This is a genomic window from Rhodococcus sp. NPDC056506 (assembly GCF_042794945.1).
In the GTDB taxonomy this organism is placed as follows: Bacteria; Actinomycetota; Actinomycetes; order Mycobacteriales; family Mycobacteriaceae; genus Rhodococcus_F.
In genome coordinates this window covers 172,653-188,998 of record NZ_JBHTSW010000001.1, presented here as the reverse complement: position 1 = coordinate 188,998, position 16,346 = coordinate 172,653, and the positions used below count along the sequence as shown (strand labels likewise).

The following is a 16,346-nucleotide window of genomic DNA, read 5'->3' as shown; positions in this document are numbered from 1 at the left end:
CTTCGGTCAGGAACCGAACGGAAGGAAATCGCTCGAACCAGCACTGCCGGAACCGAGACTGCCTGAGCCACCGCCGGTTGCAGCCTTGATCTGAATTGCGTGGGCAGTCGAGGTCGAGCCCGTGAATCCGTCTGCGCCGCTGTAAATTGCCGTGATCGAGTGCGTGCCAGTTGTCGTGAAGGTGTGGTTGAGCGCCGCGATCCCGTTGACCACCGCAACAGCGTCACCGATCGGGGTGTCCCCATCCATGAACTGCACGGTTCCACCGTTCTGCACCGAACTGACAGCCGCCGACAGGGTCACCGACTTGTTCACGACGGCATCGGCAGGCACCGTCACCACAGTTTCCGTGGTGACATCCGAAGGCGCAGGAGCCGTCACATTCACCGTTCGAGCCTGCGCCGAAGACCCGATTACACCGGCTCCGCCCGAGTACACCGCCGTGATGCTGTGTGCACCAGCAGAATCAAACGTATGCGACAGACCAGCAACTCCGGCCGTCACCGCTGAAGGACCGCCGATTGCAACGCCGCCGTCGTAGAACTGCACGGTACCGACACCGACAGCGTCATCCGACGACGTCCGGACGGTTGCCCACAAATTTTTCATCACACCAGTTTTGGCGTCGGTGGGGACGTTCAGTTCAACTACGGATTCCTGGTCGGCAACGCTGACCTGAACAGACTTCGCACTCGCAACCGAGTTCTTGAATCCGGCGCCCGCAGTGAAATCAGCGGTAACACTCTGCACGCCAGCAACATCGAACGAATGGCTCAATGTCGCAACGCCCGAGGAGACTGCAACCGGAGAACCGATCGCCGCACCGTTCGACTTGAACTGCACAGAACCCACAGCGTTCGAGGGAGCCACGGTAGCGGTCAGATCAACCGCGCTGCCCGTGATCGCCGTAGCCGGAACCGAGAGTGACGTCGTGGTCTCGACATCGACCGGAGCCGGATCCGACACGGTCACCGTCTGAGCCGACGCCGAGGAACTCACAAACCCAGCGCCAGCGCTGAAATCAGCCGTAACGCTCTGCACGCCAGCAACATCAAACGCATGCGACAGCGTCGCAACACCCGACGCAACTGCCACCGGAGAACCGATCGCCGTGCCGTTCGACTTGAACTGCACAGAACCCACAGCATTGTTCGGAGCAACCGTCGCTGTCAGATCAACAGCAGTACCCGTGATCGCCGTAGCCGGGACCGAGAGCGACGTCGTCGTCACCACATCGACCGGAGCCGGATCCGACACGGTCACCGTCTGAGCAGACGCCGACGAACTCACAAACCCCGCACCGGCAGTGAAGTCAGCGGTAACGCTCTGCGCGCCAGCAGCATCGAACGAATGCGACAGAGTCGCGGTCCCACCGGAAACCGTCACCGGAGAACCGATCGCCGCACCGTTCGACTTGAACTGCACCGAACCGACAGCAGTGCTCGGAGCCACCGTCGCAGTCAGATCAACCGCAGTACCCGTGACCGCAGTAGCCGGGACCGAGAGTGACGTCGTGGTCTCGACATCAACCGGAGCCGGATCCGACACGGTCACCGTCTGAGCCGACGCCGACGAACTCACAAACCCCGCACCGGCAGTGAAGTCAGCGGTAACGCTCTGCGCACCAGCAACATTGAACGCATGCGACAGAATTGCGGACCCACCGGTAACAGTCACCGGGGAACCGATCGCCACACCATTCGACTTGAACTGCACCGTACCGACAGCGTTCGAGGGAGCAACCGTCGCGGTCAGATCAACCGCCGCACCGGTAATCGCCGCAGCCGGAACCGACAGTGACGTCGTCGTCTCGACATCAACCGGAGCCGGATCGGACACCGTCACCGTCTGAGCCGACGCCGACGAACTCACAAACCCAGCGCCGGCAGTGAAGTCAGCGGTAACACCCTGAGCGCCAGCAGCATCGAACGCATGCGACAGAGTCGCAACACCCGAAGCAACTGCAACCGGAGAACCGATCGCCACACCATTCGACTTGAACTGCACCGAACCGACAGCGTTCGAGGGAGCCACGGTAGCTGTCAGATCAACCGCAGAACCCGTGACCGCAGTAGCCGGAACCGAGAGTGACGTCGTCGTCACCACATCGACCGGAGCCGGATCAGACACCGTCACCGTCTGAGCCGACGCCGACGAACTCACAAACCCAGCGCCAGCGGTGAAGTCAGCCGTAACACTCTGAGCACCAGCAATATCAAACGCATGCGACAGAGTCGCAACGCCGCCAGTCACTGTCACCGGAGAACCGATCGCCGTGCCGTTCGACTTGAACTGCACAGTGCCCACAGCAGTGGAAGGAGCAACAGTGGCCGTCAGATCAACCGCCGTACCCGTAACCGCCGTCGCCGGAACCGACAACGACGTCGTCGTCTCCACATCCACCGGAACTGGGTTCGAGACTGCCACGTTCGCGGCGACGGATGTCGAACCCGCGTACGCCACCGCACTCGGCGTAAACACCGCCGTGACAGAACGTGAGCCAGCGGATCCAAAAGAGTGAGCCAATGTGGCCACACCACCGCTGACGGTGACAGGGGACCCGATATTGCTGCCGTTGTCCTTGAACTGGACAGTTCCTGGCACGTTGTTGGGCCCGACTGTCGCCGTCAGGTCTACCGACGAACCCACCGTCGCGGTGGCCGGCACCGACAGCGCAGTTGTGGTGTCGCGCTTGGCAACCGTCACCGATGGTCCCATGGTGGAATGATCTTCGGAGACTCCGAAACCACTGCTTCCCATCACGGTGCCCCTGGCGGTGACGCCACCACCGAGTGCACCGAACGCGCAAGAATCCGTGACGAGGTACGTCACGCTGAGTGTCCACGGATTGTTTCCGTTGACCAGCCAGCCGGCATTGGTCACAGTGACTGACGTTCCCGAGACGGACGACGGAGTGATCGCCGACGTGGATCCTCGCGTCAGTTTCGCAGACCCCGTTTCGTACGTCAGGCAGGCGGGGTGCACATCGACGAAGGTGTTGATGTACCCGTCGATACCGGACTTGGTGAGGGCAGTTGTGTACGTGATCTTGTCACCGAGATACACGGTGTCGACGTTGGAACTGCGTGTGAACCGGTACTTGCCCTCGGAGACGGTTGCCGTCGCAGCAGAGGAGATGGTAGCCGAGATGGAACCGACCGTGAGCAACGCCACCGAGGCGACGCCGACGAGCGCTATGCCACGACGAATCAGGTTACGCGACATGAAAACTTCTCCGACCTGAATCGCAAATCTCTTGGTGTGACATAGCTACTCCCGTCGACGGTTTTCGAATACTGCAGATGCTGTGACCAGATCAGGAACCGAACGGAAGGGACCCCAACGATCCGGTTCCGAGCGAACCGGTACCGCCGTTGCCGCCGTCACCGGGCGCCGCGTTGACCTGGACGGTGCGGACATCGGACGTGGATCCCGTGAATCCGGCTGCGCCACTGTAAATCGCCTTGATCGAGTGCACACCGGTCGTCGTGAATGTGTGGTTGAGGGCGGCGATCCCGTTGATTACCGCAACAGCCTCACCGATCGGTGTGTCACCGTCCATGAACTGCACGGTTCCACCGTTCTGCACCGAAGTGACAGTGGCGGAGAGAGTTACCGACTTGTTGACGGTCGAACTGCCGGGAACGGTTACTCCAGTGGCTGTTGCGATGTCAGACGGAGCCGGAGCGGTGACGTTCACCGTGCGCGCCAGCGCCGTTGATCCGGTGATTCCGGAGCCGCCTGAATACACCGCGGTGATGCTGTGAGTTCCCGTGTTCGTGAACGTATGCGACAGGCCGGCAGCGCCAGCCGTCACGGCTTCCGGACCACCGATCGCGACGCCGCCGTCGAAGAACTGCACGGTGCCTTCTCCGACGATTCCGTCAGTCGATGTCCGAACGCTCGCCCACAAGTCTGTTTCCACACCGGTTTTCGCTTCACCGGGCACACTGAGCAATGTCACGGAGCCCTGATCGGCGACACTCACCTGGACGGACTGAACACTGGACGTTGATCCGTTCACTCCGTTAGTACCCGAGAACACCGCCGTGATGTCGTGCGAACCGGCCGTGGTGAAGGTGTGGTTGAGCGTCGCTGAACCGCTTGTCACCGCGATGGCGCCGCCGATATTCGTACCGCCATCCTTGAACTGCACCGTTCCGCCGTTGCCCGCAGGAGACACAGTGGCTTTGAGGTCAACGGCACTGCCGGTGTCAGCACTGAGCGGAACAGTCACGGTAGTCGCCGAATCAGCTGCTGCAGTCGACACGGTCACGGTCTTGGGGGCCGAGATCGAGCCGCCGAATTCTGCACCGCCGGAATAGACGGCCGAGATGCTGTGCGCACCGTTGGTAGTGAACTGATGCGAGAGTGTCGCCGACCCGTTGACCACTGCTACCGCACTTCCGATGTTCGCCGCACCATCTTTGAACTGGATGGTTCCTGAGCTTGGCGTCGGCGAGACCACCGCAGTCAAATCCACGGCTGCGCTGGTTGAGGCAGCATTCGGCGCGTTGAGCACTGTCGACGTGTTCTGTTGAGCGAGAGCCACTGTGACGGTCGAGGGTTGGGAAGCCGAGACACCGAAGCCGGCGGCACCAGAGTACTCGGCAGTGATGCTGTGTGCGCCGGTAGCGGTGAACGTGTGCGCAAGAGAAGCGATTCCGCCACTCACGGCAACCGGGCCGTCGATCGCAACTCCACCGTCCTTGAACTGGACGGTTCCACCGTTGGGTTGCGGGTTCACAGTTGCCGTCAGGGTGACGGCAGCGTCCTTGTTCGCGGTGGAAGGCACCTGAAGTGTCGTGGTCGTGTCTTGCGTGGAGCTCGAGATGTCGATCGTCTGCGCCTCTGCGGTCGAACCGTCGAAACCTGCAGTGCCGGAATAGACTGCGGTGATCGAATGCGCGCCGGTGGTGGTGAAAGTGTGGGCAAGCGTCGCTGCTCCGGCTGTCACCGGAATCGCGCCTCCGATGTCGATCCCACCGTCCTTGAACTGCACCGTTCCACCGTCGGTTGCCGGTGAGATGTATGCGTTCAGGTCGACGGAGGTCTGCTCGACAGCGCTCGCCGGCACGGTTACCGACGTGCTCGTATGTTCATTGGGTGCCGCCACGTTCACTGTCTGTGCTGACGACGTGGATCCGAGAAACTCGAGAACTCCCTCGTATGCGGCGGTTATGGAATGACCCCCCGATGTCGAGAATGTATGCGGCAGTGTGGCAACACCATTGACGACGGTGACTGGAGCACCGATGTCGGTCCCCCCGTCCTTGAACTGAACGGTGCCGCTGGTCGGCGCCGGCGAGACCTGCGCGACCAGATCCGTCGACTGGCCGACGGTGGCCGTCGTGCCGGATGTCAGGGCTGTTGTCGTCGCCACCTGTGTGACGACGTTGACGGTGGCCAGCGCCTGGCCGCCTGCATTCAATCCGCCATTGTTCGAATCACGCGGCGAGCAGTTGTACCGCTCCCAGTACCCCGGCCACAATGTCTCGTACTGCAGGAAGGTGAATGCGTTTTTCGGGGAGTTGAACGAGCCCGAATCACCGTCGGTCGCACGAACCTTCGGCTGCACGGTGCTGCCGGCAGCACCGGCAACCACCGTCACATCGATCGCCGGCAACCGGAAGGTATTCCCCGCTGCGACCTCGATTCCGCCGTCGCTGTTCTTGCTCGAGCTCGGGCCGTTGCTGCCCTTGTTGTTCGAGTCGGCAGTCTGGTTGTTCCCCGAAATACGTAGATGTGATCCTGCGCCGTCCGGCGAACCGCCGTCGTTGATCCGAATCACCGACGGAGCCACACCTGACAGATTCGATGATGAACCTGCCACCACTCGCGCATCCACGAAGGACACCCCCGAAGGAATGTCGAAGTCGTACTTGAGTCGCGTCCACTTACCGACACTGCGACCCGCATGGCCACCTGTCGGCACCGACATTGCATTCGGTTGCACCCGGTACGTGAACGTCGACCCTGCCACTACCTTCTCCGGCGCCGACACCGTCACACCCGTCGAATGAAACACATCCGAGATGTCAACGGCCAAATGCTCATAGCCGTCACACCCCAACTTGAAGTCAACACTCTTCTCCACGGGCGGCGATGACGACGGAGCTGCCGAAGCAACACCACCGGCCACCAACGCACCACCGACCAACGCCGCCACCACAACCGCGGAACTTCTTCTCACAGACACGAATACTCCTCAGCTAGCAACGCACGAAGGTCAGGAACCGAACGGAAGAAAATCACTGGATCCGCCACCACCGTTGCCGGTCGAGGCCTTCTCGACGAGGACGGAGGTAGCCGCCGACGTCGAGGCAGAGAATCCGGCAGCACCGCTGTAGACAGCGGTAATCGGGTGAGCACCCACCTTGTCGAAGGTATGCCCCACGGTGGCAACGCCGTTGACCAGGACGACCGCCTGACCGATCGGTGTGTTGCCATCCATGAACTGCACGGTTCCACCGGCAGTCTCCGAGGCGATGACGTTGGCGCTCAACGATATTTGTGAACCCACCGTGACTGTGCCGGGTACGGATATGACGGTGGCGGTCGAGATGTCCGACGCGGTCGCCTCCGATACGTTGATCGAACGGGCTTGCGCTGTCGAGCCGTTACGTCCTTCTGATCCGCTGTAGGTCGCGATGATCTCGTGTGCACCCGTAGTGGAGAAAGAATGTGTCAGCTTGGCTACTCCGTCGAATACGAAGACGGGCGCACCCAGGCTGACCCCTCCATCGGAGAACTGAACCGTTCCACCGGTCGAAACAGGCTGCCCACTCGGCAATTCGAACACCGAAGCCCAAAGGTCGGTGGCGGCGCCGGTCTTGGCTTCGCCGGGAACACTGAGCAGAGTGGCGGTGCCGAGATCCGCGAGACTGACCTCCACGGTGCCCGGGGTGGACGTGGAGCCGTCGAATCCGACAGCGCCGCTGAATGCAGCGGCAATGTCGTGAGACCCCGAATTCGTGAAGACGTGGCTGAGCGTCGCGACACCATCGACCACGTTGACCGGATATCCGATAGGTGCGCCCGCGTCCGTGAACTGAACGGTGCCACCGGAAGGCTTCGGTTCAACCGACGCCTTCAGATCTACTGCGCCACCAGTCCTGGCAGCCGCCGGGACGGTCACCGTTGTCGACGTGGCGACATCGGAGGACGTCACCTCGATGCTCTGTGCCGCCGAAACCGATCCGGCGGACGTCGGATCACCGGAATAGAGCGCGGTGACCGCGTGCGTTCCAGCCGTCGTGAAGGAATGGGTGATGACCGCTACGCCGTTGTCGACGGCGACAGGGTCACCGACCGGTACACCCGCGTCGGCGAACTGAACGGTGCCACCCGCTGGTGCGGGACTGATCACCGCGCGCAACTCAACCGGGTTCCGGGTCGTTGCCGATGACGGCACGGTGACTACCGTCGTGGTCCCGGAGATTCCGTCATCGATCGTGATCGTCTTCGGCAGCGATGCCGAGGCTGTGAAGCCCGCCGTTCCCGAGTAGATCGCAGTGATCGAATGACTGCCCGCCGAATCGAAACTGTGAGTAAGGTTTGCGGTCCCTCCGACGAGTTCGACCGGGGCGCCGATATCGACTCCACCGTCCTTGAACTGGATCGTTCCGCCAGTAGGTGTTGGGAAGACTGACGCGGACAGCGCCACTTCGCCGCCGGTCGCGGCTGACCCGGAAAGGTTGACGAATGTTGTCGTCACCGAATCTGCCGCTGCGACTCCCACGATCTGAGGAGTTGACGTCGATCCCGCAAATTCGGATGTTCCGCTGTAGATCGCTGTTATCGAGTGCTGCCCGGAGGTTGCGAAGGAGGTGGTCAGCTTGACCTGCCCGGAGGTAACCTGCTGCGGCGCACCGACATTGTTCGATCCGTCCTTGAACTGAACCGTGCCACCCGTCGGCGTCGGTGAGATTGTTGCACTCAAATCCACTGGCGCGTTGAGCGCCGAATTCTCGGGCGCGGTCACTGCTACCGATGTCGCAGTGCGTGCGGACTGGACCTTGATTACCTTGGCCGCCGATGTCGATCCGGAGACTCCGGGTACGCCGCTGAATTCAGCAGTGACGCTGTGGTCGCCGGCCGTCGTGAAGGTGTACGGAAGTGCGGCGGTTCCGTTGACGACCGCGACCGGTCCACCGATCGGGTTGCCTCCGTCCTTGAACTGAACCGTGCCACCAGATGTTCCACCGGAAACGCCCGCAGACAGGGTTATCTCGGTGCCTACGTAAGTCGAGGCCGGTAGGTTGAGCTGTGTGGTCGAGGGTGCATCAGCGCTCGATACTGCGATGGTCGCCAGCGCGCCTGCCCCGCTGTTGAGCCCCGATCCCGTTCCGTCCCGCGGAGAGCACTTGGTCGGCGCCCACTGGGTTCCACCGAGGAAGGTGGCTTTGGCGAGTTGGGTGCTGAAATTCTCGCTTGCGTTGTAACTTCCGGCGCTGCCGGACGTCCGCACCTTCGGAGTGATTGCCGTCCCGGCAGTGCCCGCGACGACGGTTACCTCGACGGCCGGCATCTGGAACCAACTGTCCCCGTTGCCGTTGGACGATCCGTCCAGATTCTTCTTGAGTTTGGGAGCACGGATGCCCCCTTCGCTGTTGGTGCTGTTCGAAGTGCCGTTGGCAATCACTTCGTTGTTGCCCGACAGTCGAAGCAGAGGCCCTGCCGAATCGGCTGAGCCCGACGTGTTGATCCTCAGCACGCCTGCCGGAACCCCATCGAGGTTCTTACCCGTGTTCGGCAGCACAGCGGCCTGAACGAATGTCGTGTTGTTCGGAATCTCGAAATCGAACTTCAACCTCGACAGATTGCTGGTCGTCGCGCCGGAATCACTGTCCGGGTATGAAGCCGGGCCAGGCTGGATCGTGAAAGTGAATGTCTCTCCGGATACCACTGTGGTCGGCGCATTGACGATGACTGAATCGTCTTTGGTCTTGTCGACGTTGATGGCCGCCGATGCGCGACACGTACTTTTGAATGAGGTCGTGGTGGTCTGCGCAGCAGCCTGCCCACCACCTATAAGCAGCATCCCGGCCACCAGGGCAGCGCCGGTCAGAGGCGCGGCGCAGTGCCGGAGCGTCGAGATGTGCATTGGTTCTTCTCTCGGAATACTCGAACAGAGCGAAAATCAGGATTGAAGCTGGACGCCCGTACAGTACCCGCCAAAAGTAGCACGTGTATCAGTTTTTTCGGACAAACATTCACAAATTGCCGATACCTACGCTAACGACCAATCGCCGAGTCTTTCGGCAGTGCAATGCCCCTTGCACCCATGGGCGCAAGGGGCATCACATCATCGGAGAATCAGGAACCGAACGGCAGCGACAGCGATCCGAGCGAACCGGAGCCTCCACCCCCGTTACCGACGTTCACAACCGATGCAGTCGACGTGGAACCCGTAACTCCCTGGGCTCCGCTGTAAACCGCGGTGATCGAATGATTGCCAGTCGTGGTGAAGGTGTGGCTCAACACAGCCTGCCCACCTACAACATCAACAGCCGACCCGATCGGAGTCGTTCCGTCGAAGAACTGGACGGTTCCCGACGTAGCACCGGAAGAACTGACCACAGCCTTCAGCTGCACCGAGGTGCCGACCTTTGCCGAAGACGGAGCCGTCAACGACGTAGAGCTCTCGACATCCGACGGGGTCGGAACAGTGACATTGACGTCGACGGATTCCGCTGTGGATGAAGTGAACACACCGGATCCACTGAATACGGCCGAGACTGCAAAGGTGCCTTCTGCTCCGAATACGTGCGGCAGCTTGGCAACTCCGTCCACAACCGCGACCGGGGCGCCCTGATCGACTCCACCGATCTTGAACTGGACCGTTCCACCGGACGGCACCAGGGCGTCCGAGGGATCTTCGGACACTGTCGCGAAGAGATCGACAGGGAGTCCGACCTTGGCTTCACCCTGAACGCTCAGAACCGTCTTCGTCGCCTTGTCGACCGGAGCCGGATCCGAGACCGTCACCGTCTGAGCCGACGCCGAGGAACTCACAAACCCTGCACCAGCAGTGAAGTCAGCGGTAACACTCTGCGCGCCAGCAACATCGAACGCATGCGCCAGGGTCGCAACACCGCCAGTCACCGTCACCGGAGAACCGATCGCAACACCATTCGACTTGAACTGCACCGAACCCACAGCAGTGGAAGGAGCAACCGTCGCCGTCAGATCAACCGCAGAACCCGTGACCGCAGTAGCCGGGACCGAGAGTGACGTCGTCGTCACCACATCGACCGGAGCCGGATCAGACACCGTCACCGTCTGAGCAGACGCCGACGAACTCACAAACCCCGCGCCAGCGGTGAAATCAGCCGTAACACTCTGAGCGCCAGCGGTATCGAACGCATGCGACAGCGTCGCAACACCCGAAGCAACTGCAACCGGCGAACCGATCGCCGTGCCGTTCGACTTGAACTGCACCGAACCCACAGCAGTGGAAGGAGCAACCGTCGCCGTCAGATCAACAGCAGTACCCGTGACAGCCGTCGCCGGAACCGAGAGTGACGTCGTGGTCTCCACATCCACCGGAGCCGGATCAGACACCGTCACCGTCTGAGCCGACGCCGACGAACTCACAAACCCAGCACCGGCAGTGAAGTCAGCCGTAACACTCTGCGCACCAGCAACACCGAACGCATGCGACAGAATTGCGGCCCCACCGGTAACAGTCACCGGGGAACCGATCGCCACACCATTCGACTTGAACTGCACCGAACCCACAGCAGTGGAAGGAGCAACCGTCGCAGTCAGATCAACAGCCGCACCCGTAACCGCCGTAGCCGGAACCGACAACGACGTCGTCGTCTCCACATCAACCGGAGCCGGATCCGAGACCGTCACCGTCTGAGCAGACGCCGACGAACTCACAAACCCAGCGCCGGCAGTGAAGTCAGCGGTAACACTCTGAGCGCCAGCGGTATCGAACGCATGCGACAGCGTCGCAACACCCGAAGCAACTGCAACCGGCGAACCGATCGCCGTGCCGTTCGACTTGAACTGCACCGTGCCCACAGCAGTGTTCGGAGCAACCGTGGCCGTCAGATCAACCGCCGTGCCCGTGACCGCCGTAGCCGGAACCGACAACGACGTCGTGGTCTCGACATCGACCGGAGCCGGATCGGAGACAGTGACGGTCTGGGCAGATGCCGACGAGCTGACGAAGCCAGCGCCAGCAGTGAAGTCAGCCGTAACACTCTGCGCGCCAGCAATATCGAACGCATGGCTCAATGTCGCAACACCGCCAGTCACCGTCACCGGAGAACCGATCGCCGTGCCGTTCGACTTGAACTGCACCGAACCCACAGCAGTGGAAGGAGCAACCGTCGCCGTCAGATCAACAGCCGCACCCGTAACCGCCGTCGCCGGAACCGAGAGTGACGTCGTGGTCTCCACATCCACCGGTACCGAATTTACAGTGATGGTGGCCAACGGGCCTGCGCCCGCGTTCAGGTTCGCATTTCCCTTTGCATCGCGCGGACTGCACCTGGTCGGCGCCCATTGCGTGCCACCAAGGAAACTGGCGCGGGCGAGCTGAGTATTGAAATTCTTGTCATCGCCGTAATTGGCGGCAGTGCCCGCCGTTCGAATGGTCGGTTGAATTACGCCCGACGCGCCTGCGACCATAGTCACGTCTATCGCAGGCAACCTGAACCAACTGTCGCCGTTGCTGTTTGTGCTGCCGTCCAAGTTCTTCTTGGTTTTGGGAGCTCGGATGCCACCCTCGCTGTTGGTGCTGTTGGCAGCACCATTCCCAACCACCTGATTACTACCTGAAATTCGCAGGTAAGGACCGTTTGCGTCCTCGACACCCGCATCACTGATTCGAATAACACTGGGCGCAACACCATCGAGGTTGAATGAAGTCCCCGCGACGATTGTCGCGCTGACGAAGGTCGCGTTGCTCGGTAGCGTGAAGTCGTTCTTCAAGCGCGACAGGTTCGTCGTCGTCGCACCTGAATCAGAGTTTGGGTAAGAGGATGCATTTGTCTGCATCCGGAAGGTGAATGTTTCTCCGGGAGAAACTGTTTCGGGAGCATCAACTGTAACGGAGCTTGTCGTCATCTTATCGACGGTGAGCACGGACTTCGCCTGACACGCAGTCTGAAAGGTCGTCGTAACAGGCGCCGCTGACGCGGGCGTGCCGACCAGCAGCATTCCGGCGACCATGGCGGTTCCGGTTATGGGCACGGCGAATCGCCGCAACTGAGAGATTTGGGGCATGGGCACTTCCTTCGGAAGGGCAAACATGAGCAGTGGATTCGGACAAAACGTGTGCGCGCCGTCACAACATAACGAAAAAACTAGTACGTGTACTACTTTTGGCAAGACACTTGTCCAATTCACCCCGGACTCACCCTCGTATCACCAGACGCGGGATGGAAAAGCAGGGTATGGAAACTCGATTGAACGCAAAACTATCGCCAAAGCGGCCCATCGACAACGCTTTTGGTGGTCACCGCGCCATTCGGCGGGAAAAAGTTGATATTTCGTCAGTTCGGAAAAAGTTCCAAACCTACCAGTACGAAAGTACGAAAAGGGCCGCGACGGAGTCCGTCGCGGCCCTGGTTGTGTTGGTTCAGCGTGTCAGCGAAGCACATCCGTGCCGACAAACGGCACCAATGCCTCGGGCACTCGCACCGAGCCGTCGGCCTGCTGATGGTTCTCGAGAATCGACACGATCCAGCGCGTCGTAGCCAAGGTGCCGTTGAGGGTGGCAGCCGTCTGCGGCTTGCCGTTCTCGTCGCGGTACCGAACTCCGAGGCGACGGGCCTGGAACGTCGTGCAGTTGGACGTCGATGTCAGCTCGCGGTAGGTGCCCTGCGTCGGAACCCACGCTTCGCAGTCGAACTTACGCGCGGCCGAAGAACCTAGATCTCCGCCGGCGACGTCGATGACGCGGTACGGAACGTCGATGGCGGCCAACATGTCTCGCTCCCAGCCGAGAAGACGCTGGTGTTCGGCGTCGGCATCCTCGGGACGGCAGTACGTGAACATCTCGACCTTGTCGAACTGATGGACACGGATGATGCCGCGGGTGTCCTTGCCATAGCTGCCGGCCTCGCGGCGGAAGCACGAGGACCAACCGGCGTAGCGCTTCGGGCCTTCGTTCAGTTCGAGGATCTCGCCCGAGTGGTAGCCGGCCATCGGCACCTCGGAAGTTCCGACGAGGTACAGGTCGTCATCCTGCAGGTGGTAGATCTCGTCCGAGTGAGCGCCGAGGAAGCCGGTACCGGCCATGATTTCCGGGCGCACGAGCACAGGCGGAATCATCATCGTGAAGCCGTTGGCGATCGCCTTCTGCGCAGCCAACTGCAGCAGTCCGAGCTGGAGCATCGCTCCGTAGCCGGTCATGAAGTAGAAGCGCGAGCCCGAAACCTTGGCGCCGCGTTCCATGTCGATCAGGCCGAGCGACTCACCCAGTTCGAGATGATCCTTCGGCTCGAAGTCGAACTTCGGAATCTCACCGACGTGTTCGAGCACGATGTAATCGTCCTCGCCACCGGCCGGCGCACCTTCTTGTACGACGTTGGAAATCGCGCGGTGTGCGGCGTCGAGCGCGGCCTGCGCCTCGTGCTGCGCGGCCTCGGCTTCCTTGACCTTTGCCGCCAGTTCCTTGGAACCCTCGAGCAGCGCCGGACGCTCCTCCGGAGATGCCTGTCCGACCTTCTTGCCGAAGGCCTTCTGCTCTGCACGGAGGTTGTCTCCGGTCAGGACGGCAGCGCGTCGGGACGCGTCGGCTTCGAGCAGAGCATCGACCAGTCCTGGATCTTCTCCACGGGTGCGCTGCGACTCGCGGACGATTTCGGGGTTCTCACGGAGAAACTTGAGGTCAATCACGACTTCGAACTTTACCCACTCACCGCAGCTCGCCGACGCTCACGTCCACGTCGAAGAGGGGGAGATCACGATTCGAGCAGACTCAGGTAATCCTCGCGTCCGAACATCCGAGCCGCGTCGACGGCAGTCGGGTGTCCACCTTTCGGGTCGGCTCCACCGTTCACCAGCGCTTTCACCACCGCATCCTCGCCCTTGAAGACGGCTCCGGCGAGTGGTGTCTGATTCTTGTCGTTGGGTCGGTTGACGTCGGCGCCGCGATCGATCAAGGCAACGACGGCGTCAGCGTGACCGTGATACGCGGCCAACATGACGAGCGTGTCGCCGCTCTCGTTGGTCAGATTGACGGGAACTCCGGCATCGACGTACGACGCCAGCCCGGCTGCATCGCCGGTTCGTGCCATGTCGAAGAGCCGGCCCGCCAGCTCGACAGCCTCGGGATCGAGTGGGGTGTTTTCGCTCATGACTACAAAATACTCACAGACGCGATTGTGAGTTTTGTAGTGAAGGTTCGATATCGCCACGGCAACAGGCATGATGGAATCGATGTCCGAAGACAAGATCGAGAAGTCGCCAGATCCGGCAGATCCCCAGGGGGCGCCGGCGAAGAAAACTGTCTCCGCGAGTCGCACCCGTCGGGTCCTGGCTGCCGTCGCGGTGGGTGCGGTGGTCGCCGCGATCGCAACGATCGCGATTTCCGGTGGATTGAACAAGGACGACTCGTCCTCGGTCAGTGTCAGTGGCGGCGGTCCAGCAGCGACGGGCTCCGCTCGCGACGACGCTTTCACCGCGGCTGCGGCCGGCGACTGCCTCAACTGGACGCCTGCGACCGAGTCGGGCGGGGACCGCACGGACATGTCGAAGGTTCAGTGCGGAAGTGAGCATCGCTTCGAGGTCGCCGGTCCACTCGACCTGTCGGTATTCCCCGGCGCCGAGTTCGGCCCCGGTTCCCGGTACCCGGGCGCCCTTCGATTCGCCGAACTCCGCGACGAGCACTGCACACCCATCGTCATGTCCTACCTCGGTTCGAAATTCGATCCCAAGGGCAAGTTCAGCGTCGGCCTGATGTTCCCGAGCGAATCCGGTTGGGCCTCGGGCGAGCGCGCACTGCGTTGCGGCTTGCAGTTCTCGACGACGACCGGCGAACTTCAACCGTTCGCGGGCCGCGTGGCGGATCAGGACCAGTCGAACGTGTGGGACGTCGGCACGTGCATCGGCATCAACCAGAACCTCCCGACCGATCCGGTCGATTGTGCGAAACCGCATGCATACGAGGTTATTTCGGTGATCGACCTCGGCACTCAGTTCCCCGGCGCGATGCCGTCGGTGGAAGATCAGGACCGCTACCTCGAAGGCGTCTGCACTCAGGCGTCCAACGAGTACCTGGGTTCCGCAGACGCACTTCGCGACAAGACGCTGACGCTGTTCTGGGACAACATTTCACTGGAAAGCTGGTTGGCCGGTAGTCGCCGCGTCAATTGTTCGATCGGCAAAGAGGTCGAAACCGGCGGGTTTGCCGCGATCACCGGAAGCGCCAAGGGCGAGATCCTGATCAACGGTGCCGCTCCGGTTCCGCCACCCGCTGCACCGGAAGGTCGGTCGTTGCCGACGCCGTTGCCCGGCGCAGCTCCGCCGTCGTAAGCCATGACGGTGACTATGACGCCCGACCGGTTCGAGGAACTGGTCGGCGAGGCACTGGATCTGATTCCGCCAGAACTTGCGAAGGCCATCGACAATGTCGTGGTGCTGGTCGAAGCACGTGACGAGGAAGAACCGGGTCTGCTCGGTTTGTACCAGGGCGTCGCTCTGACCGAGCGGGATTCTCATTACGGCGGGTACCTGCCGGACACGGTCACCATTTTCCGCGATTCGATCCTCGATATCTGTGCATCGGAGGACGAGGTTGTTCACGAGGTTGCAGTGACCGTCATCCACGAGATCGCGCATTACTTCGGCATCGAGGAAGACAGGTTGCACGAACTCGGCTGGGGATAGGGGCAAAGTCGTCCGATTTCGGGGGGAACCAAAAGCGACCGGCATGCATCAAACTAGGTGCGGGGGGATTTCGACGGCTGTGTGCACGACCTCCCGACCACTTATCCGCCCTGGTCAGGAAGGAGTTCGGCACTATGTACGTCGATCCTCAAGCCCTAGTTGCCGCCGCAATAGAACTCGAGTCTGCGGCGACGCGCTTGCGCGGAATCGTCTCCACTGCGCAGCCGACGCTGCGCGTCCTTCCGGCCGGGTCCGAAGAAGTCTCCGGTAGCGCGGCACATTACTTCAACACCATCTCGGGCAGCCTTGCCTCGTCCACCGATCGGGCAATCGAGGAGCTCACCGCGGCTGCGGCGGCTCTGCGCAAGAATGCAGCTGCCTACGAGCTCGAAGACCAGCTCACCAAGACCAGCCTGGCGGCCGCACCGATCTGATCGACAGCGATCGAACTCGGCAACTTCGAACTCGACAACTTCGAACTCGGCAACAGTCAC

General features: G+C 61.5%; 9 protein-coding genes. 3 read left to right on the top strand and 6 right to left on the bottom strand.

Annotated features, from left to right (window positions below; translation table 11 throughout):
• Positions 1–6 precede the first annotated feature (6 nt).
• The 6 genes from ACFQ6H_RS00845 to ACFQ6H_RS00820 form a co-directional block, all read right to left on the bottom strand.
• A complete protein-coding gene (locus ACFQ6H_RS00845; RefSeq protein WP_378642758.1) occupies positions 7–3,225 on the bottom strand; it encodes a beta strand repeat-containing protein in 3,219 nt (1,072 codons plus the stop codon).
• Between the two features lie 91 nt (positions 3,226–3,316).
• Positions 3,317–6,199, bottom strand: a complete 2,883-nt coding sequence (locus ACFQ6H_RS00840) for a beta strand repeat-containing protein (protein ID WP_378642754.1) — start codon at positions 6,197–6,199, stop codon at positions 3,317–3,319.
• A gap of 30 nt (positions 6,200–6,229) precedes the next feature.
• Positions 6,230–9,106, bottom strand: a complete 2,877-nt coding sequence (locus tag ACFQ6H_RS00835) for a beta strand repeat-containing protein (RefSeq protein WP_378642751.1) — start codon at positions 9,104–9,106, stop codon at positions 6,230–6,232.
• A gap of 212 nt (positions 9,107–9,318) precedes the next feature.
• A complete protein-coding gene (locus ACFQ6H_RS00830; protein WP_378643384.1) occupies positions 9,319–11,646 on the bottom strand; it encodes a beta strand repeat-containing protein in 2,328 nt (775 codons plus the stop codon).
• Positions 11,647–12,606: 960 nt separating this feature from the next.
• Complete coding sequence (serS, locus tag ACFQ6H_RS00825; protein WP_007736032.1) at positions 12,607–13,860, bottom strand: serine--tRNA ligase; 1,254 nt, start codon at positions 13,858–13,860, stop codon at positions 12,607–12,609.
• Between the two features lie 65 nt (positions 13,861–13,925).
• Positions 13,926–14,321, bottom strand: a complete 396-nt coding sequence (locus ACFQ6H_RS00820) for an ankyrin repeat domain-containing protein (protein ID WP_230816040.1) — start codon at positions 14,319–14,321, stop codon at positions 13,926–13,928.
• 70 nt (positions 14,322–14,391) lie between these two features.
• Here ACFQ6H_RS00820 and ACFQ6H_RS00815 point away from each other — a divergent pair, with 70 nt between their 5' ends.
• The 3 genes from ACFQ6H_RS00815 (at position 14,392) to ACFQ6H_RS00805 (ending at position 16,286) form a co-directional block, all read left to right on the top strand.
• Positions 14,392–15,498, top strand: coding sequence for a septum formation family protein (locus tag ACFQ6H_RS00815; RefSeq protein WP_081557200.1), 1,107 nt, complete (start codon positions 14,392–14,394; stop codon positions 15,496–15,498).
• Between the two features lie 3 nt (positions 15,499–15,501).
• Complete coding sequence (locus tag ACFQ6H_RS00810) at positions 15,502–15,852, top strand: metallopeptidase family protein (protein WP_007736028.1); 351 nt, start codon at positions 15,502–15,504, stop codon at positions 15,850–15,852.
• 134 nt (positions 15,853–15,986) lie between these two features.
• A complete protein-coding gene (locus tag ACFQ6H_RS00805; protein ID WP_378445529.1) occupies positions 15,987–16,286 on the top strand; it encodes a PE family protein in 300 nt (99 codons plus the stop codon).
• Positions 16,287–16,346: the final 60 nt, after the last annotated feature.